This window comes from Jeongeupia sp. USM3, from assembly GCF_001808185.1.
Lineage (GTDB): Bacteria > Pseudomonadota > Gammaproteobacteria > Burkholderiales > Chitinibacteraceae > Jeongeupia.
In genome coordinates this window covers 3,556,189-3,573,626 of record NZ_CP017668.1, presented here as the reverse complement: position 1 = coordinate 3,573,626, position 17,438 = coordinate 3,556,189, and the positions used below count along the sequence as shown (strand labels likewise).

16 protein-coding genes are annotated in these 17,438 nt (G+C 67.3%); 10 read left to right on the top strand and 6 right to left on the bottom strand.

Annotated elements, in window-relative coordinates; genetic code table 11:
* Positions 1–34: 34 nt before the first annotated feature.
* The 5 genes from BJP62_RS16800 (at position 35) to BJP62_RS16780 (ending at position 3,353) form a co-directional block, all read left to right on the top strand.
* A complete protein-coding gene (locus tag BJP62_RS16800; protein ID WP_070531598.1) occupies positions 35–1,018 on the top strand; it encodes a DUF3426 domain-containing protein in 984 nt (327 codons plus the stop codon).
* The gene (gene gcvH, locus BJP62_RS16795; protein ID WP_070531595.1) at positions 1,015–1,392 is read left to right on the top strand and encodes a glycine cleavage system protein GcvH; all 378 of its coding nucleotides are present in this window, start codon (positions 1,015–1,017) and stop codon (positions 1,390–1,392) included. The genes BJP62_RS16800 and gcvH overlap by 4 nt, the downstream gene beginning before the upstream one ends.
* 114 nt (positions 1,393–1,506) lie before the next feature.
* Positions 1,507–2,007: a thiol peroxidase gene (gene tpx, locus BJP62_RS16790; protein WP_070531592.1), complete on the top strand. Its 501-nt coding sequence runs from the start codon at positions 1,507–1,509 to the stop codon at positions 2,005–2,007.
* A 93-nt stretch (positions 2,008–2,100) separates the two neighbouring features.
* Positions 2,101–2,586, top strand: coding sequence for a hypothetical protein (locus BJP62_RS18755; protein WP_070531589.1), 486 nt, complete (start codon positions 2,101–2,103; stop codon positions 2,584–2,586).
* A 5-nt stretch (positions 2,587–2,591) separates the two neighbouring features.
* Positions 2,592–3,353 (top strand): DUF3025 domain-containing protein, encoded by a 762-nt coding sequence (locus tag BJP62_RS16780; RefSeq protein WP_070531587.1) that lies wholly within the window; start codon positions 2,592–2,594, stop codon positions 3,351–3,353.
* A gap of 119 nt (positions 3,354–3,472) precedes the next feature.
* On the opposite strand, the gene BJP62_RS16775 is transcribed toward BJP62_RS16780, so the two are convergent.
* The 5 genes from BJP62_RS16775 to BJP62_RS16755 form a co-directional block, all read right to left on the bottom strand.
* A complete protein-coding gene (locus BJP62_RS16775; protein WP_070531584.1) occupies positions 3,473–4,765 on the bottom strand; it encodes a MarR family transcriptional regulator in 1,293 nt (430 codons plus the stop codon).
* Positions 4,765–5,931 carry an ATP-binding protein gene (locus tag BJP62_RS16770; RefSeq protein ID WP_070531581.1) on the bottom strand — a complete coding sequence of 389 codons (1,167 nt, stop codon included), beginning with the start codon at positions 5,929–5,931 and terminating at the stop codon, positions 4,765–4,767. The genes BJP62_RS16775 and BJP62_RS16770 overlap by 1 nt, the downstream gene beginning before the upstream one ends.
* Before the next feature lie 97 nt (positions 5,932–6,028).
* Positions 6,029–6,736, bottom strand: coding sequence for a two-component system response regulator KdpE (gene kdpE / locus BJP62_RS16765; protein ID WP_070531578.1), 708 nt, complete (start codon positions 6,734–6,736; stop codon positions 6,029–6,031).
* A gap of 37 nt (positions 6,737–6,773) precedes the next feature.
* Entirely contained in the window at positions 6,774–9,395 is a 2,622-nt protein-coding gene (locus BJP62_RS16760; protein ID WP_070531575.1) for a sensor histidine kinase KdpD, read from the bottom strand.
* Between the two features lie 65 nt (positions 9,396–9,460).
* On the bottom strand, positions 9,461–10,270 hold the full coding sequence (locus tag BJP62_RS16755; RefSeq protein WP_083300985.1) for a type 1 glutamine amidotransferase: 810 nt from the start codon (positions 10,268–10,270) through the stop codon (positions 9,461–9,463).
* Between the two features lie 178 nt (positions 10,271–10,448).
* Here BJP62_RS16755 and BJP62_RS16750 point away from each other — a divergent pair, with 178 nt between their 5' ends.
* The 5 genes from BJP62_RS16750 to BJP62_RS16730 all read left to right on the top strand — a co-directional run bounded on the left by BJP62_RS16750 (position 10,449) and on the right by BJP62_RS16730 (position 15,580).
* Positions 10,449–11,579, top strand: a complete 1,131-nt coding sequence (locus BJP62_RS16750) for a serine hydrolase (protein ID WP_070531572.1) — start codon at positions 10,449–10,451, stop codon at positions 11,577–11,579.
* Positions 11,576–12,394, top strand: coding sequence for an ABC-2 family transporter protein (locus BJP62_RS16745; RefSeq protein ID WP_205700923.1), 819 nt, complete (start codon positions 11,576–11,578; stop codon positions 12,392–12,394). Before BJP62_RS16750 ends, BJP62_RS16745 begins: the two co-directional genes overlap by 4 nt.
* Positions 12,391–13,185 (top strand): ABC transporter permease, encoded by a 795-nt coding sequence (locus tag BJP62_RS16740; protein ID WP_070531569.1) that lies wholly within the window; start codon positions 12,391–12,393, stop codon positions 13,183–13,185. Before BJP62_RS16745 ends, BJP62_RS16740 begins: the two co-directional genes overlap by 4 nt.
* A 1-nt stretch (position 13,186) precedes the next feature.
* Positions 13,187–14,191, top strand: a complete 1,005-nt coding sequence (locus tag BJP62_RS16735) for an ATP-binding cassette domain-containing protein (RefSeq protein WP_205700922.1) — start codon at positions 13,187–13,189, stop codon at positions 14,189–14,191.
* 129 nt (positions 14,192–14,320) lie between these two features.
* A complete protein-coding gene (locus BJP62_RS16730; RefSeq protein WP_070531567.1) occupies positions 14,321–15,580 on the top strand; it encodes an erythromycin esterase family protein in 1,260 nt (419 codons plus the stop codon).
* Positions 15,581–15,644: 64 nt separating this feature from the next.
* On the opposite strand, the gene BJP62_RS16725 is transcribed toward BJP62_RS16730, so the two are convergent.
* Positions 15,645–17,435, bottom strand: coding sequence for a fructose-specific PTS transporter subunit EIIC (locus tag BJP62_RS16725; RefSeq protein WP_070531564.1), 1,791 nt, complete (start codon positions 17,433–17,435; stop codon positions 15,645–15,647).
* Positions 17,436–17,438 lie beyond the last annotated feature (3 nt).

Sequence of the window (17,438 nt, the reverse complement as noted above, 5' to 3'; positions counted from 1 at the left end):
GCGCCGCAATGATTCCGGGCTACAATCGGCGGCGATGAATTCGATTACCCGCTGCCCCAATTGTCATACGGCGTTCAATGTCACCGCCGCGCAACTGGCTGCCCACAAGGGCAAGGTGCGCTGCGGCAAGTGCGCGTTCGTGTTCAATGCGCTCGAATGCATGGCCGAGCCCGCCACCGAGACACCGGCCGAAGCCGCCCGGGATATTCCCGAGCAACAGGCGACGCCGGCCGCTGACGGCAGCGTCGCCGAATACCTGGCCCGACGCACCGAACCGTCGCCTCAGCCGTCGGCCGAACCGATGGGCGAGGCCGTAGCCGAACCCGAACCCGAGCCTGTCGTCCCGCCAGAACAAGCAGCCGAAGTCGAACCCGTCGATCTTGCGGCAACGGCTGTGCCGATCGAAATGACCGAAACACCGGCGGCAGAAACGCCCGCCACGATCGCCGCACCGGCACCTTCGGGCGACGAACCGTCCGGCTATCGCCCGATCCGGACTGCCGAAGACGAGGCCCTGCTCGCCGTCCCCAAACCGCCGTCTCCATGGCGCTGGGTCGGCATGGCGCTGGCCGCGCTGGCGGTATTCGTCCTGCTGACGCAGATCGCGCTGCGCTATCGCAGCACGCTGTCGACCGAGCTGCCGTGGCTGCGGCCGATCTATGTCTCGGCGTGCAACGCGCTCGGCTGCGACATGCCGCTGCCGCGCCACGCCGAGCTGCTGCGCTCGGACTACTCCGAACTGAGCTACGTGCCGGGCCGGCCGAACCTCGTCCAGCTCTCGGCCAGCGTGCGCAATCTGGCGCAGTACGATCAGGCACTGCCGACGCTGGAACTGACGCTGACCAACGAGCGCGAGGACGTCGTCGCACGCAAGCGCTTCACCCCGACCCAATACCTGGCCGCGAGCGAAAAGAACCGCACGCGGCTCGCACCGAACGACGAGCTGCGTGCCTACCTGCAGCTCGACCTCGGCCAACTCGATTCCTCCGGTTACTCGATTTACTGGTTCTATCCATGACGATTCCTGCCAATCTGCTTTACTCCGAAACCCACCAGTGGGCCCGCTTCGACGACGACGGTCTCGTCACGGTCGGCATCACCCACTTCGCCCAGTCGACGCTCGGCGACCTCGTCTATGTCGAGCTTCCCGCCATCGGCCGGCAGGTGAAGCAGCAGGAGGCCGTTGCGCTGGTCGAATCGGTGAAGAGCGCCTCCGACGTCCACTGCCCGCTGTCGGGCGAGATCGTCGCCACCAACGTCGACGCCGTCGACGCGCCCGAATCGATCAACGATGCGCCGTACGACACCTGGCTGTTCCGGCTGCGGCCGAACGATCCGGCCGAGCGCGCCGCACTGCTCGACGCCACGGCGTACGAGCAGGCCATCGCCTGATCAGCAAATGGCGCTTGAATCCCGCGGGTTCGGCGCCATTTTTATGAGATACGGCTCGACAGAAGCCGTCTTTTCCCAAGCCACATCGACAATACCACTCACCAGGAGCATCCCATGTCCAGCGTTACCCTCGGCGGCAACCCGATCGAAGTCAGCGGCCAGTTCCCGAAGGCCGGCGACAGCGCCAAGCCGTTCACCCTCGTCGGCAAGGATCTGGCCGACGTGTCGCTGGCGTCATTCGCCGGCAAGAAGAAAGTCCTGAACATTTTCCCGAGCATCGACACCCCGACATGCGCGACCTCGGTGCGCCACTTCAACGCCTCGGCGTCGACGCTGGCCGATACCGTGGTGCTGTGCATCTCGGCCGACCTGCCGTTCGCGCAGAACCGCTTCTGCGGCGCCGAAGGTCTGGAAAACGTCGTCACGCTGTCGACGATGCGAGGCCGCCAGTTCCTGAACGACTACGGCGTCGAATTCGCGACCGGCCCGCTGGTCGGCGTCGCCGCGCGCGCCGTCGTCGTGCTCGATGCGAACGACAAGGTGCTGCACGCCGAACTCGTCGCCGAAGTGAAGGACGAGCCGAACTATGACGCGGCGCTGAAGGCGCTGGCGTAAACGCTGTACACACCGTGACCCCGGTCACGGTTCCGGCAGACCGGATCGGCTAGAATGAACGTTCTAGCCGATTTGCTTTTCAGGGCAGCTGAAATGAAGAAATACCTCCCGCTGATCGCCGCAGCCCTGCTCGCGGTGCTGTTCACCATCCAGTACGCGCAAGCCGACGGCCCGCGGCTGACGGTGCGTTTTGCCAACCCGGCGTGGAACGGCATGGCGATTCCGGTCGGCCAGCAATGCGCGCAGCTCGGCGGCAAGGGCAACACGCCGGCGCTCAATGTGTTCGATCTGCCCAGCGGCACCGCGGCACTACAGCTCGAGTACAACCAGCGCGGCGGCGCCAGCCTCGGCGTGATGCGCTATGCCATTGCGCAGGGTGCGGCCAGCGTGCAGCTTTCCAGCGTCACCGGCTCGCAAGCCACGCTGCCCAACGGCTTTTCGTGGGTGAGCCAGTCGGCCACCGGCGGCTACCAGCCGCCATGCACCAAGGGTGCAGGCTACTTCCTCGTCGTGAAGGCACTCGACGCCGGCGGCAAGCCGCTCGGCGAGGGCCGGCTGGAGCTCGGCAAGCTTCAGTGAGCCCGATGACATGGCCGGCAGCACACTTCGCCCGGCACCCGGGCTACGCGCCGGTCCGGCCGGTGCTGGCCCGCTTCGATGCACTCCCTGACTGGCTGGCCTGGCAGGCGCAGGGATCACCGGCGACCAACCGGCTCGGCCTGCCGCTGTCCTTCGTCGATCCGGATTCGCTGACGCAATACTACGAAGCCGAGATCCATCAGGCCGGGCGCATCGCGACCCGGCACAACTGGCACGACTGCTTCAACGCCGCGGTCTGGCACACCTTTCCGAAAGCCAAGGTCGCACTGAACGCCCTGCACCACCGCCACACCCGCGACGGCGCACGCGGGCCGGTACGTGACGCGGCAACGCTGTTCGACGAGTGCGGGCTGATCGTCGCCTGCAGCGACCCATCGCTGACCGACGCATTGACCGGCCACGACTGGGCGACGCTGTTCCGGACCCGCCATGCCGACTGGGGCCGCCGCATCGAGGCGCTGTGCTTCGGCCATGCCAATTACGAGTATCTGCTCGATCCGTTTCGCGGCCTGACCGGCAAGTGCTGGCTGCTGCCGGTCGACGACGACCACTTCGCGCTGCCGCTGTCCGAACGGATCGCCGCGCTCGATGCACGCATCGCCACCGAGCTCGACGCCGACCGCCTGCAAGCGCCGAAGCAGCTGCCGCCGCTGCCCTTCCTCGGCATCCCCGGCTGGTGGCCGCAGCAGGATGATGCGTTTTACGGCGATGCCGGTTATTTCAGGCCGAAACGCCGGACGGCCTGATCATCAACCCCGCTCCGCCGCCACGCCACTCCATCCGGCACCGATAGCGCCATACCCGAAACCTGCTCCGATATTGCGGAACGCGATCAAGCCGACGGCCCCGGGCCGGCGGGTTCGTTCTACGTTCCGCCGTGCGGGAACAGGCTGCGGATTTCCTGCGGCAGCAATAGCAAGGCCCCGTGGTCACCCGCGACACGGGAGTCGACGCCGCTCGCGGCAAGCAGCGCCTCCAGCAACGCTTGCGATTCAGTCGGCTGCGCGAACCAGGCCGTCAGCAATTCAACGACCTGCCCGATCCGGCCGCTGCACCGCTTTGTCACGTCGAGGCAAAAACGCAGCAGCACGTCCTCGATCTCGTAAAAGCTTTCCCGGCCGCTTTTCTCCGAGCGGACGAAGCCGGCTTCGCTCAAGCGTTTCAATTGCGCCGACACGGTCTGCGACGAAATGAACGTCGCCTTGGCGATGTCCTTGACCGGGCGGGCACCGCGCGCGTCGGCGAGGTATTCGACGATCTTGCGCTGCTGCAGCGACAGCGCCTGCATCCTGGCCTGGTAGTACGGCGTCAACTCGTCGAGCGTGCGCATGAACGGCAGCGCCAGCGTGTCGATATTGTCGGCGGTGACGAATTGCGAGAACACCACGTAGAGCCGCGCATTGCCGCCGGCCAGATGATGCAGCGCGCGCAGCCGCGCACGGCCGGCCGGCGACGCCAGCGCGGCGACCAGCGCGGTATCGCCGTGCAGTTGTGCGATGCGGGAGAGCAGCTCGCCGGCTTCGTCGACGCTGAGGCCGCGCAGGTGCTGGGTGCGGAAGAAGCCGTAGAACGGCAGCTTGTGGTTCGAGACGCCGGCGAACAGCGCCGGGGTGCTTGCGACGATGCAGACGCGGCGGCTGTTCTGCACCAGTGCGCGCAGCCGCTGCTGCCCCGGCTCGCCGAACCCGTCGAACAGCTGGTCGAGGTTCTCGGCCAGCAGCAGCAGCGTGCATTCGCCGAGCGCGTCGAGCAGCAGCCGTTCGGCCAGGCCTTCTGCATCGGCCGCGCCGTGTTCGAACAGGTCGGCGCGCCGTTGCGCGTCGATCAGACCCGGGTATTCGTGATCGAGCGCGGCGAGAATCGCCAGCAACAGCGCCAGATACGAATCGACGCCCCACTCGTCCTCCTTGAGCCAGGCGATACGCAGATGCCGATCGAGCCCGGGCTGCTGGCGGACGCGATGGTAGAGCATGGTGATCAGGTGGGTCTTGCCCATGCCGCGCTGGCCGACGAGCAGCGTGTGCGTCTTGGCGTCGCCGGCAGCGCTGGCGTCGACGCGCTCGACGAGATCGTCGAGCAGTGCGTGCCGCTGTACCAGGATGGCTTCGAGCGCCTCCGGCGCCATCAGGCTCGGGGTGAAGTGCGAGACCAGCGCCATCACAGCCCCCGGTCGAAGCGCCACCAGCGGCCGACGAAGGCCAGGCCGAAGCGGTAGTGGCCGGCCGCATCGCGACCGAGGTAATGGTCCTGGACCAGCCGTGCCAGCATCGTGCGGCAGGTTTCCCTGTCGACCGGCGCCTGGCTTTGCAGCAAGCCGTGCAGCGTCGCCAGTGACAGCGGCGCGGCGGCGACCGCGACGGTGTCGAGGATGAGCAGCGCCAGCGTCACCTCGGCCGGGCTGTAATAGGCACTGAGCCGTTCGCGGTAGTGGCGCAGGCTCCACGGGTCGTTGGCCGCGGTCAGCACCTCGCCGATCAGCACATCGATGTCGGCCACGGCGATCGGCCCGCCGCGGTCCTTGCAGCGGCTGACCATGTGGTGGATGTAGAACGCCACATGGTCGACGCGGTTTGCGATTGCGGCAGCGACCGCAGCGGTCTCGCCGCTGACCGGGACCTGCTCGCCCTGCAGCAGCCGGCTCGCCAGCATCGTCGCGTCGGCGGGATCGAGCGGCGGCACCTCGACCTGCAGCATGTCGTTGATCGGCGCATTGGCGTAGCCGGCCAGCTTGAATGTCGAGATCGCGTTGTGCAGGCCGATCGAGCCGGTGAACACCATGCGCAGCGCCGGATGGCTCTGGCGCAGCGCCCGCAGCGTATCGAGGATCGCCGTCGCGCTCGCCTCGCCCTCAGAACGGGCAATGTTCAGCAGCATCTGCGGCAGCTCGTCCCAGAAGAACACCAGCCGCCGCTCGCCCATCTGTTCGGCTGCGTCCTCGAGCGTGCTTTCCAGCAGCCGCTTCCACGAATCGCCCTTCAGCTCGGGCAGCCTGACGCCGGCCGCCTCCGCGCCGCCGAGCTGGGCGAGAAAGGCCCGGGCCTTCTCGGTGACGCGCTTGCCGGTCGAGCACACCGCCTCGACGTCGCGGTACACCTGCGCGGCGAACTCGTTCGCGGTCGAGATGGCTTCGAGATCGCGGTAGACCGGGTGGAAACCCGGCTTCGGCTCGGCGCGCATCTTGTTGACCATGCTGGTCTTGCCCATCCGCCTTTCGGCAGTGAGCACGAGGCTCTGGCGCTCGAGTGCGTCCCACAGCCGCGCGATCAGCCGCCCGCGGCCGACGACCTGATCCGGGGCCAGTTGCCCGCCGGGATTCGCCTTCATGAACAACTCCACGACAAAATTGACGTACGTCACTATAGACTCGTGTTTGCATGAAAACAAACGAGTCAATCACGACGTACGTCGATATTGACGTAGATTATGCGAGCACCAGCCGGTAGCCGACACCGGTCTCGGTCAGCAGGTGTTGCGGCTGTGCCGGATCGGCCTCGAGCTTCTGCCGCAGGTGGCCCATATAGATGCGCAGGTAGTGGCTGTGCTCGACATAGGCCGGCCCCCAGACTTCGAGCAACAGCTGCCGGTGCGTCAGCACCTTGCCGGCGTGGCGGATCAGCACGGCCAGCAGCCGGTACTCGATCGGCGTCAGGTGCAGCGCCTCGCCGCCGCGCTTCAGTTCGCGGCCGACGAGGTCGACCTCGACGTCGCCGATCGTCACCTTGCCGTCGCGGCTCGATGCGTCCTGCCTGGCATGCCGCCGCAGCAGCACGCGCACCCGTGCCATCAGTTCGGCGACGCCGAAGGGCTTGGTCAGGTAATCGTCGGCGCCGGCGTCGAGCGCGGCGACCTTGTCGGACTCCTGGCTGCGCGCCGACAGCACCAGCACCGGCACCTCGGAAAATGCCCGCAGTTCGCGGATCAGCGCGATGCCGTCGCCGTCGGGCAGGCCCAGGTCGAGGATCACCAGATCGGGCTGGCGCGTGCCGGCGGCGATCAGCCCGTCGCGGACGCTGCCGGCGGCATGCGCGAGCATGCCCTCGCCCTCGAGCGCCAGCGAGACGAAGCGGGCGATCTGCGCCTCGTCTTCGATGACGACGATGGTCGGCGGGGTCGATCTCGGGTCGGACATCAGGCGGTTTCCGGCAGCAGGGTTGATCCGGGCGGCATCAGGTGGCTTCCGGCGGCATGTCGCTTGCCGGCGGCGGCGGCGGCGGCCGGCGCGGCAGGCGGACGGTGAAGACGGCACCGCCGTCATTGGCCGCGGCGATGGTACCACCGTGGGCATGGACGATGGCGCGGCACAGCGCCAGCCCGAGGCCGACGCCGCCGATATTGCCCTCGGCGCTGCCGCGGCTGAACTTGGCGAACAGCGTTTCCTCCTGCCCGGCCGGCAGCCCCGGCCCGTCATCGGCAACCGTCAGCAGCAGGCTGCCCGGCTCGACCCGGGCGGCCAGCGTGATCGTGCTGCCGGCCGGCGTGTACTTGGCGGCGTTGTCGAGCAGGTTGACGAGCACGCGCTCGATCAGCACCGCGTCGAACTCGACCAGCGGCAGGTCGGCGGCCAGCTCGAGCTTCAGCGCATGCGCGCCCAGGCGGCCGCCCATCGCGCGCACCGTGCCGCCGACGACCTCCTCGATCGACTGCCAGTCGCGCCGCAGCCGGACTTCGCCCGACTGCAGCCGGGCCATGTCGAGCAGGTTGGCGACGAGCTCGTTCATCCGTCCGGTCTCGTCGACCAGCTGGCCGGCGAGCGAGTGCGAGGTCGCGTCGAGCGGCTGCGCAGCCAGTGCGCTCGCCAGCCCGTGCAGCACCGTCAGCGGCGTGCGCAGGTCGTGCGAGATCGTCGACAGCAGGTTGTTGCGCAGCTGCTCGCCCTGCATCGACACCAGCGCCTCCTGCGCGACCTCGACGAAGTGCACGCGCTCAAGCGCCAGCGCGATCTGCGCCGCGCACGTCGACAGGAAGCGCTCGTTCTCGGGCCCCGGCTGCCAGTCGCCGCGCGGTGTCAGCGCCAGCACGCCGCGCACCCGCACCGGCGCCGCCAGCGGCAGGTAGTACGCCGGCGACGCCGGCAGCGTGCCGGTACCGCGCCCGGCCGGCTGGCCGTGCCGGAACACCCAGTCGGCAACGGCAAGGTCGACCGGGCCGCCGCCGACGTGCGAGAGTCGCTCCACGCGGCTCGGCAGCGCCAGCCCGACGTCGGCGTCGACCCGCGGCGCAAGCTGCGCCAGCGCGATTTCGACGACCTGCTCGTGCGTCAGCGCCGCCGACAGTGCCTGCGACAGCTCGTGCAGCGCAGCGGTACGGCGCTCGCGCCGCATCGCCGCATCGGCCTGGAAGCGCAGCCGCGCCGAGAGCTGGCTGATGGTCAGCGCCACGCCGAGCATCACCGCGAAAGTCAGCAGGTACTGGGTATCCGAAACGCTGAACGACCACGTCGGCGGGACGAAGAAGAAATCGAAAGCGGCGACGCTGAGCAGCGCCGAGGTCGCGCCGGCGGTGCGGCCGAAGCGGACCGACACCAGCAGCACCGAGACGAGGTAGAGCATCACCACGTTCGGCAGCGCGATCATTTTCGACAGCGGCATCATCAGCGCCGAGGTGACCGCGCAACCGGCGAGCGCAGCGATCAGCCCGCGCTGGCGCTGGCCGATGTTCAGCCCGCTCCCGGCGCTGCGTGCGGGTGCATCGACACGGATCTCCTGCACGGCCAGGCCCGGCGCGCTGGCCAGCAGCCTGGCCGCCAGCCCCGGCCGCCAGCGCCGCGGCCGCTCGCCGATGATGACCGTGCCGACGTCGTGCTCGCGCGCATAGGCGGCGACCGCATCGGCGACTTCGCGTCCGGCCAGCGTGGCTGTCTCGGCGCCAAGCGACTCGGCAAACTTCAGCGCCGCGAACAGCCGGGCGCGCATCGCCGTGTCGCGCGCCAGTGCCGGCGACTCGACCAGCACCGCAAACCACTCGGTCTTCAGGCGTCCGGCCAGCCTAGCGGCCAGCCGCACCAGCTTGTCGGGCTGGGCGCAGCGCGGCAGCACGACCATGACCCGCCCTTCCGACGTCGGCGTACCGCTGTTCTGGCGCTCGGCGTCGACGCGCTCGGCGGTGCGGCGCAAGGCCAGTTCGCGCAGCGCGATCAGGTTGGACTTGCGGAAGAAATGCTCGCGCGCCCGGCTCGCCGCCTCGGCCAGATAGACCTTGCCCTCGGCGAGCCGGCCGAGCAGTTCGTCGGGCGGCAGGTCGACGAGCACGACATCGTCGGCGGCGTCGAACACATGGTCGGGCACCGTCTCGCGCACGCGCACGCCGGTCAGCTGGCCGACGACGTCGTTGAGGCTTTCGAGGTGCTGGACGTTGACCGTCGTGTAGACGTCGATGCCGGCGGCGAGCAGCTCGTCGATGTCCTGCCAGCGCTTCGGGTGGCGGCTGCCGGGAACGTTGCTGTGCGCGAGTTCGTCGACGAGCAGCAGGGCCGGCGCGCGCGCAAGCGCCGCATCGAGGTCGAACTCGGACAGCGTGCGGCCCTGGTACGGAATGGCGCGGCGCGGCAGCACCGGCAGGCCGTCGAGCAGCGCCTGGGTTTCGCGCCGGCCGTGCGTCTCGATCAGGCCGGCGACGACGTCGATGCCCTGCTCCGCCTGCGCGCGTGCCTGCGAGAGCATCGCGTAGGTCTTGCCGACGCCGGCATTGGCGCCGAAGAAGATTTTCAGGTGGCCGCGCTGCGCGCGCGCCTCGTCGGCCTTGAGTTCGGCCAGCAGTTGGTCTGGGTCGGGGCGTTGGTCGGTCGGCATCAGTGGTGGTCGGGACTGCGGTGAAATGGGTTCATTCTATGCTCGGCCGGTGTCAGAGCCTGTTCTCAGGCATGCATCAGCCGCTCGCCCCAGCTTTCGCCGCCACGCGGCCGGGTATGCGGCCGGACCGGGACGACGATGCGGTGCCAGCCGGGCAGGTGCTGCGCCCAGCGGCCGTAGACGCGGTCCGCCAACCGGTGCAGCGCGGTCACGCGGGCGTCGAGATTCGTCAGTATCTCGGCTTCGGACTGCACCGACGCCGAGACGTTGCGGCGGATTTCGTCACCGTCGTTGCGGCACCACAGCCGCACGCTGTCGGCGGTGACTTCGAGGTGCGACTGCAGCCCCAGATGCGGGCCGATCGCGAAACCCTTGTTCATGCAGTAGCTGCCGAACAGCACGCGCTTGGCGCCGCGCGGGATCTCGAAGGTGTCGAAATGCCAGTGGAACAGCTCAAGCTCGCGCCGGGCGCCGAACCACTCGGCGGCTTCGTCAAAGCGCGTCACCAGCACCCTGCCCCAGCCGATGTGCGGCACGCTGTTGCGGCGCACGCGGGCGCCGAGCGTCTTGGCGAGCAGCTGGCCGCCGAAGCAGTGACCGAGTATCGGCCGCTCGAGCCGCAGCGCATCGCGCAGCAGGGCTTCTTCGCGGCGCATCCAGCTCAGCCCGTCGTTGACACTGGCCGGCGAGCCGAGGATGACCACGCCGCTGTAGTCGCCGGCGCGGGTCGGCGGCGTCTCGCCGGCGTCGACGGCGAACAGCCGCCACGGGATCGCATGCGCATCGAAGAAATCGATCAGGTGACCGGGACCTTGCGCCGCGTCGTGGCGGCAGATGGCTACAGGCTGCATGGCGTCGCTCTTGGTGATGGACACGTCGCCACTTTAGGGAGCCGCGCGTCAAAAGCGCGCAAAGATGCACGGATGCGGCATAAAAACGGCGTAAAAACGGCCCGGCGCTGGCTGACAAAGGCAATGCATACACCATTGAATCAAATATTCAAGTAAGCTTTTCAATATAAAAGCCGACAGCAAAACATCAGGAGATCACCGCATGCCCGCCGAATACCCGCTGCACCTCGGCCCGACCCAGACCAGCCCGCGCGACGCCGGTTTCGATCCGGCCAAGCTCGACGAACTCGACGGCCACTTCCGCCGGCTGCTGCAGGCCGGGACGATCCAGGCCGCGTCCTACCTGCTGGCGCGGCACGGCAAGGTGTTCGCGCACCGCTCGCTCGGGCAGTTGCGCGAAACGCCGGCACACGGCGATTTCCTGCCCGACTCGATCCGCAAGGTGTACTCGATCACCAAGATGGTCACCGCGATTGCGGTGATGCAACTGGTCGAACAGGGCCGGCTCTGCCTCGAGACGTTCGCCTGTACGCACATTCCCGAGATACAGAATCCCAGGCACAACCAGATCCAGGTCTGGCACCTGCTGACCCACTGTTCGGGCTTGCAGGCCGAGGCGAATTTCTACGGCGAACCGTATCCGCACGAGTGGTTCGCCGGCCGCGTCAAGGACAACTGGATCACCGCGGCGCTGGCCGGGCCGACCGAGTACGAGCCGGCCACCCGCAGCAGCTACAGCTCGATCGGCTACGTGATCCTCGGCGAAATCGTCGCGCGCGTTGCGGGGCAGACGTTCGAAGCCTACGTCGAAGACCGCATCCTCAAGCCGCTCGGGATGAAGGACTCGTGCTTTTTCGTTGCCGAATCGCGCCTCGACGACGTCTGCGTGACCAACGATTTCCAGCTCGAACAGCTGCAACGGCGCGCGCCGCTGCACGGGATTCCGCAAGCCGCCGGCGGCATGTACTCGACGCTGGCCGACCTGTTCCGGCTCGGCCAGGCCATGCTGAACATGGGCGAACTCGACGGCGCACGCATCCTCTCCCGCAAGTCGGTCGAGGCGATGACGCGCAACTGGCTGCCGCCGAACACCGAGTCGTACTACTGGGGTGCCAGGTACAAGTCGCTCGAGCACGGCCTGGGCGTGCAGACCCACAGCAACTACGGTCTGGTCAGCCCCGGCAGCTACGCGCACGAAGGCTACGGCCACAGCGCGCTGTATATCGACCCGAGCGAGGGGCTGGTCGTCGCCTACATGGTGCCGAACAACCCGGGCTGGTCGCAGGAAGCGGTGATCGCGCCGCGCGGCATCATCTGGTCGGGGCTGCGTTGAACCGGCTGCCGGCCGCATGGCGCAGCACCCGCGCCATCGCCTACGCAACCTATCAGGAATGGGCGGCGTACCGCTCGCACATGCTGATTTCGCTGTTCATCGGCCCGACGTACTTTCTGGTCCAGGTGGTGATCTGGCAGGCGCTGCTCGCCGACGGCGGGACGATCGGTGGCTATGACCGCAACGCGCTGATGACCTATTACGGCGCGATGCTGATCGTCGGTATCCTGGTGTTCGACTTTGCCGACTGGAACCTGCAGATGCTGATCCGCAGCGGGCGTTTCCTGACCGTGCTGCTGCGGCCGATGTCGCACCGCGGCTTCGCACTGTCGCAAAAGCTCGGCCACCGCTGCCTGGGTTTCTGGATGGAAGCGCTGCCGATCTGGCTGATCCTGTGGCTGGTGTTTTCGATCCGGCTCGTGCCGGCCAGCACCGGCTGGTTTGTGCTCTCGCTGGCGCTCGGTTTCCTCATCATGTTCCTCGTCAACTACTGCGTCGGCACGCTGGCGTTCTGGCTCACGCGCACCGTCGGCGTGCGCCGGCTGATCGGTTTCCTGCGCGACGTGTGCGCCGGCGTGTTCCTGCCGCTGGCACTGTTCCCGCACGCGGTGCAGCAGCTGCTGTTCTTCCTGCCGTTCCAGTTCATCACCTATGTGCCGGTCCAGGTGCTGCTCGGCCACTACGAGCTGGCGGGGATCAGCCTGAGCATTCCCGAAATCGTCGGCTGCCAGGCGCTGATGGCCGCACTGATGTGGGGCCTGTCCGAGCTGCTGTGGCGGCTGGGCGTGCGCCGTTTCAGCGCGGCCGGCGCATGATCGCTCGCCTGCGCGATGGCCTCGCCGTCTATGCCTGCCTGCTGCGCGGCGCGCTCGCCGCGCGGATGACCGACCGCGCCGACCTCGCCATCAGCATGATCATCATGCTGCTCGCCGATCTGGTCGTGCCGCTGACCACGCTGCTCGTCTACCAGCACGGCGCCGGCTTCAGCGGCTGGCAGCGCGACGAGGCACTGCTGCTGCAGGCGACCTTCCTGATCGCCAAGGGCATCGCGTTTCCATTCTGCTTCGGCATGATCTGGACCACGACCGAGCTGGTGCGCGAAGGCACGTTCGAGCTGCTGCTGCTCAAGCCCCGATCGACCCTGCTGCTGCTGCTCGGCCACAGCTTCCAGCCCGAAGACACCGGCAAGCTGCTCGGCGGCATTGTGCTGTTCTGCTACGCGCTGCCGAACGTCGCCATCGGCGGCAGCGCGGCGATGGCCGGCTTTGCGCTGTTGCTGCTGCTGGCGGCGCTGACGCTGTTCGGCTTCGCGCTGCTGATGACCTGCCTGAGCTTCGTCTGGATCGGCAACAGCCGGCTGCAAGAGATCTTCGATGCGGTATCGGCGTTTGCACTGTATCCGCACGGCATTTTCACGCGCAGCGCGCTCGGCTGGCTGACCTGGGTGATTCCGGTGTCGGTGCTCGGCTACCTGCCGGCCGCCACGCTTTTGGGCCGGCCCGATCCGGCGCTGCCGCTGGCCGTTGCCTGCGCGGTGTTTTTTGTTCTGGCCGTGACCGGCCTGTGGCGCTTGATGCTGGCGCGCTACGCCAGCGCGGGAGGTTGAAGTGGACAGACAGGCGATCGACCTCGCGGTCGAACCGATCATCAGCGTGCGGGCGCTGCGCAAGACCTACACCACGTTCGAGCGCGGATCGACCTTTGCCGAAACGCTGAAAAGCGTGTTCTGGCGCAAGACCCGGCAGGTCGACGCGGTGCGCGGCATTTCGTTCGCGATCGGCGCCGGCGAGATCGTCGGCTTCCTCGGACCCAACGGCGCCGGCAAATCGACGATGCTGAAAATGCTCACCGGCGTGCTGTATCCGAGCGGCGGCGAAGCGAGCGTGCTCGGCATGACGCCGTGGCACGACCGCAAGCGCTATGTTGCGCACATCGGCGCCGTGTTCGGCCAGAAGTCGCAGCTGATGTGGGACATCCCGCCGCTCGACGCCTTCCACATGAACAAGGCGATCTACCGGCTCGATCCGGTGCGTTTCGGGCACACGCTGCAGAAGCTGGTAACGCTGCTCGACGTCGGCGAGCAGATCCGCAAACCGACGCGGCAATTGTCGCTGGGCGAGCGGATGAAGTGCGAATTCATCATGGCGATGCTGCACGAGCCCAAGGTCGTCTTTCTCGACGAACCGACCATCGGCCTCGACGTGATGGCCAAGGAAAAGATCCGCGGCTTCATCCGCGAGATGAACGCGCGCGGCACGACCTTCATCCTGACCACGCACGATCTCGACGACATCGAACAGTTGGCCCGGCGCGTGATCGTCATCAACCACGGTAGCGTCGTCTTCGACGGCGACATGGCGGCGCTGCAGTGCAGCGTCGGCCAGACCAAGCGCGTCCGCATCGCCAGCAGGACGCCGACCGGCGACCTCGCCTACCCCGGCGTCACCGTGCTCGAACGCATCGGCGACAACCGTGCCTTGCTCGAACTCGACACCAGCCGGCTCAGCCTGCCCGCTTTCGTCCGCTGGGCCGACGAGACCTTGGGCATTCACGATCTGGTGATCGAGGACGTGCCGATCGAGGACATCGTCAAGACGCTGTACGCGGAATGACCGCACGTGGCGGTCGGCCCTGATTCACTTACAAACAACAATCACAATTCAGGCAAATACAATCAGCAACAAGAAATCTGAGATGAATAAATAATCACGACTCTTTTCCATTCCGAACAGGAAACGAGCATGAAACTGCAACACGCCTTGTATGCGGCCTTGCTGACCCTGGGTCTGTACGCCGGCGCCCGCGCCGGCATGACGCCGGGCCAGTGGCTCGAGGCCAACAACACCCAGATCATCAGCACCAGCCCCGCCTATCCCGACTACGCCGACCTTGGCGCCTTCGGCAAGGCGATCGGCGACGCCCGCATCGTGCTGATCGGCGAGCAGAGTCACGGCGAAGGCAATGTGTTCGAGCTGAAGAACCGTATCGTCCAGTACCTGCACAAGAAAAAAGGCTTCGACGTGCTGCTGATCGAAAGCGGCATGGTCGACGGCACCGCGCTGTGGGACTACGCACAGGCCGGCGGCAAGATCGCCGATCAGGCGCCGGGCCGCATCTTCTACATGTACTCGCGCACCAAGGAAGGCCGCGGCGTGCTCGAGTACGTCGACAGCCAGCGCACCAGCAAGCGCCCGCTGATCCTCGCCAGCTACGACACGCCGCACGCCGGGCTCGAATCGATCAACCGGCTGCTGCCCGATCTCGAGCGCTTCCTTGCCGCACGGCAGTCGCCGTCACTGGCCGATCCGCGCTGGCAGGCCTATGTCCGCGCGGCGCAGGCCGTTGTAGTGGACAACTTCAACGGCCCGCCGAGCGATGCGGACAAGCAGGCGCTGATCGACCTGACGCCGGTGCTGCTCGCCGAGTTCGACGACAGCGTTGCCGCCAGCGGCCGGATGTTCGACTCGCCGGGCTTCTGGCGCCTGCAGGTCGCCAGCATCCGTGCCGCTGCCAGCGAACAGTGGAGCATCTACAACGGCGATGTTCCGTTCTGGGCCGCGCGCGACCAGCAGGCTGCGCAGAACATCGCCTGGCTCGCCGACAAGTTCTACGCCGGCAAGAAACTGGTCGTGTGGGCGCACAACTACCATGCCGGTGCGTTCTGGGGCTACACGCTCGGCGACTTCGTCATCCAGCATTTCGGCCAGAAGGATACCTATCTCGCCGGCTTCGTCGGCCATGCCGGCACCGTGCGCAATATGGACAACAGTACGGTCAGCGAGATTCCGGCTCCGCGTGCCGGGCTGATCGAGGCCGAATGGCGCGCGGCGGGCCTGCCGATGGCCTTCATCGACCTGAAGCAGCGCAAGAACGTGCCCGACTGGGCGTGGTCGATCTACGCGCGCCCGTTCAATTACATGGACATCGACTGGCCGATCTTCAATTCCTTCCACGGCCTGTTCTACATCGACCAGCCGGTCCCGGCGACACCGATCCCGTAACCGTTCCGGCCACGTCATGACGCAGAACGGGGCGCCGAAGCGCCCCGTTTTCATTGCACGACGTTCAGGCCGCGGCGGTCCGGACCGGCTTTTTCAGCACCCACAGCGCCAGCGCGGTGACGACGGTACCGGCGGCCAGCGCGACCAGATACATCCCGAGGTGGGTGATCGCGTTCGGGATCGGCAGCACGAACACGCCGCCGTGCGGCACCTTGAGTTCGGCGCCGGCCGACAGCGAGATCGCCCCGGCGACGGCCGAACCGAGCATGCACGACGGGATCACCCGCAGCGGATCGCGCGCGGCGAACGGGATCGCGCCTTCGGTGATGAACGCGATCCCCAGCACCGCGGCGGCCTTGCCGGCATCGCGGTCTTCCGCGGTGAAGCGGTTCCTGAACAGCCAGCACGCCAGCGCAATGCCCAGCGGCGGCGTCATGCCGGCGACCATCGCCGCGGCCATCGGCGTGTAGATGTGGCTGGCGATCAGCCCGGCGCTGAATGCATACGCCGCCTTGTTGACCGGCCCGCCCATGTCGAACGCCATCATTGCGCCGATGATCGCGCCGAGCGCCAGCGCGCTGCCGGCCTGCATGCCCTTGAGCCAGTTTTCCATCGCGTGCAGCACCACGGCCACCGGCTCGCCGACGACGTACATCATCAAGAGGCCGACGATCAGCGTCGCCAGCAGCGGCAGGATCAGCACCGGCTTCAGCCCTTCCAGATTGCGGTGCAGCCGGATGTGGCGGTTGAGCAGCAAGGTGACGTAGCCGGCGAGGAAACCGGCGATGATGCCGCCGAGGAAACCCGCACCGATCGCGCCGGCGAGCATGCCGCCGACCATCCCGGGCGTGATGCCGGGCCGGTCGGCGATCGAGTAGGCGATATAGCCCGAGAGCACCGGAATCATCAGCGCGAACGCCGATTTGGCGCCGATCTGGAACAGCGTCCACGCCAGCGTGCCCTTGTGCGCGTCGTCGAAGGCGTAGATGCCGCCGAGCGCGAACGCCACGGCGATCAGCAGGCCGCCGGCAACAACGAAGGGCAGCATGAACGACACCCCGGTCATCAGGTGTTTGTACGGCCCGCTGAAATTGTTGCGCGCCTTCTTGGCCTCGGCCGCTTCGTCGGCGAGGCCGGCTTTCGCCGTGCCCTGCACCGTCGCCCTGGCGATCGCGTCCTCGATCAGTTTCTCCCCGTTGTTGATCGCGCCCTTGGTGCCGGTCTCGAACACGCGCTTGCCGGCAAAGCGGCTCAGGTCGACCTGGGCGTCGGCGGAAATGATCACCAGATCGGCCTCGAGAACCTGTGCGGCACTCATCGGGGTCTGCGCGCCGACCGAGCCCTGTGTCTCGACATGGATCTCGTGGCCGAGCTTGGCGGCGGCGGTCTGCAAGCCTTCGGCCGCCATGAAGGTGTGCGCGATACCGGTCGGGCACGAGGTGATCGCGACGATCTTCAGCACCTTCGTGGCCGGCTGCGCCGTCACGTCGGCGGCTGCGGCTGCGGCTGCGGCTGCGGCTGCGGCTGTGGCTGTGGCTGCGGCTGTGGCTGCGGCGGGCACGATCCGCCCGAGCACCGTATCGGGCTGGCTGATCGCTTCGGCCAGGCCGACCTTGTAAATCTGCTTGCCCTGATACGGCGCCAGATCGACGTCGTCATCGGCGGCAATGATCACGCCTTGCGCACCGCGCAACTCGTCGCCGTTCAGGCCGTCCTGCACGCCAAGGCGGTTGCGGATCTCGATGCGCAGCGCCAGTTTCAATCCGCCGGCGGCGCTTGCCAGCGCCTCGGCGGCCATCAGCGGCTGGGTCAGGCCGTCGCGGCTGGCGACCACGGCAACAATGTTCTGGGACATGGT

Bases quoted from the DNA above. Each gene is read 5' to 3' on its own strand.
- BJP62_RS16800 (WP_070531598.1), top strand. From the start codon at position 35: ATGAATTCGATTACCCGCTGCCCCAATTGTCATACGGCGTTCAATGTC.
- gcvH (WP_070531595.1), top strand. From the start codon at position 1,015: ATGACGATTCCTGCCAATCTGCTTTACTCCGAAACCCACCAGTGGGCC.
- tpx (WP_070531592.1), top strand. From the start codon at position 1,507: ATGTCCAGCGTTACCCTCGGCGGCAACCCGATCGAAGTCAGCGGCCAG.
- BJP62_RS18755 (WP_070531589.1), top strand. From the start codon at position 2,101: ATGAAGAAATACCTCCCGCTGATCGCCGCAGCCCTGCTCGCGGTGCTG.
- BJP62_RS16780 (WP_070531587.1), top strand. From the start codon at position 2,592: ATGACATGGCCGGCAGCACACTTCGCCCGGCACCCGGGCTACGCGCCG.
- BJP62_RS16775 (WP_070531584.1), bottom strand. From the start codon at position 4,765: ATGGCGCTGGTCTCGCACTTCACCCCGAGCCTGATGGCGCCGGAGGCG.
- BJP62_RS16770 (WP_070531581.1), bottom strand. From the start codon at position 5,931: ATGAAGGCGAATCCCGGCGGGCAACTGGCCCCGGATCAGGTCGTCGGC.
- kdpE (WP_070531578.1), bottom strand. From the start codon at position 6,736: ATGTCCGACCCGAGATCGACCCCGCCGACCATCGTCGTCATCGAAGAC.
- BJP62_RS16760 (WP_070531575.1), bottom strand. From the start codon at position 9,395: ATGCCGACCGACCAACGCCCCGACCCAGACCAACTGCTGGCCGAACTC.
- BJP62_RS16750 (WP_070531572.1), top strand. From the start codon at position 10,449: ATGCCCGCCGAATACCCGCTGCACCTCGGCCCGACCCAGACCAGCCCG.
- BJP62_RS16740 (WP_070531569.1), top strand. From the start codon at position 12,391: ATGATCGCTCGCCTGCGCGATGGCCTCGCCGTCTATGCCTGCCTGCTG.
- BJP62_RS16730 (WP_070531567.1), top strand. From the start codon at position 14,321: ATGAAACTGCAACACGCCTTGTATGCGGCCTTGCTGACCCTGGGTCTG.
- BJP62_RS16725 (WP_070531564.1), bottom strand. From the start codon at position 17,435: ATGTCCCAGAACATTGTTGCCGTGGTCGCCAGCCGCGACGGCCTGACC.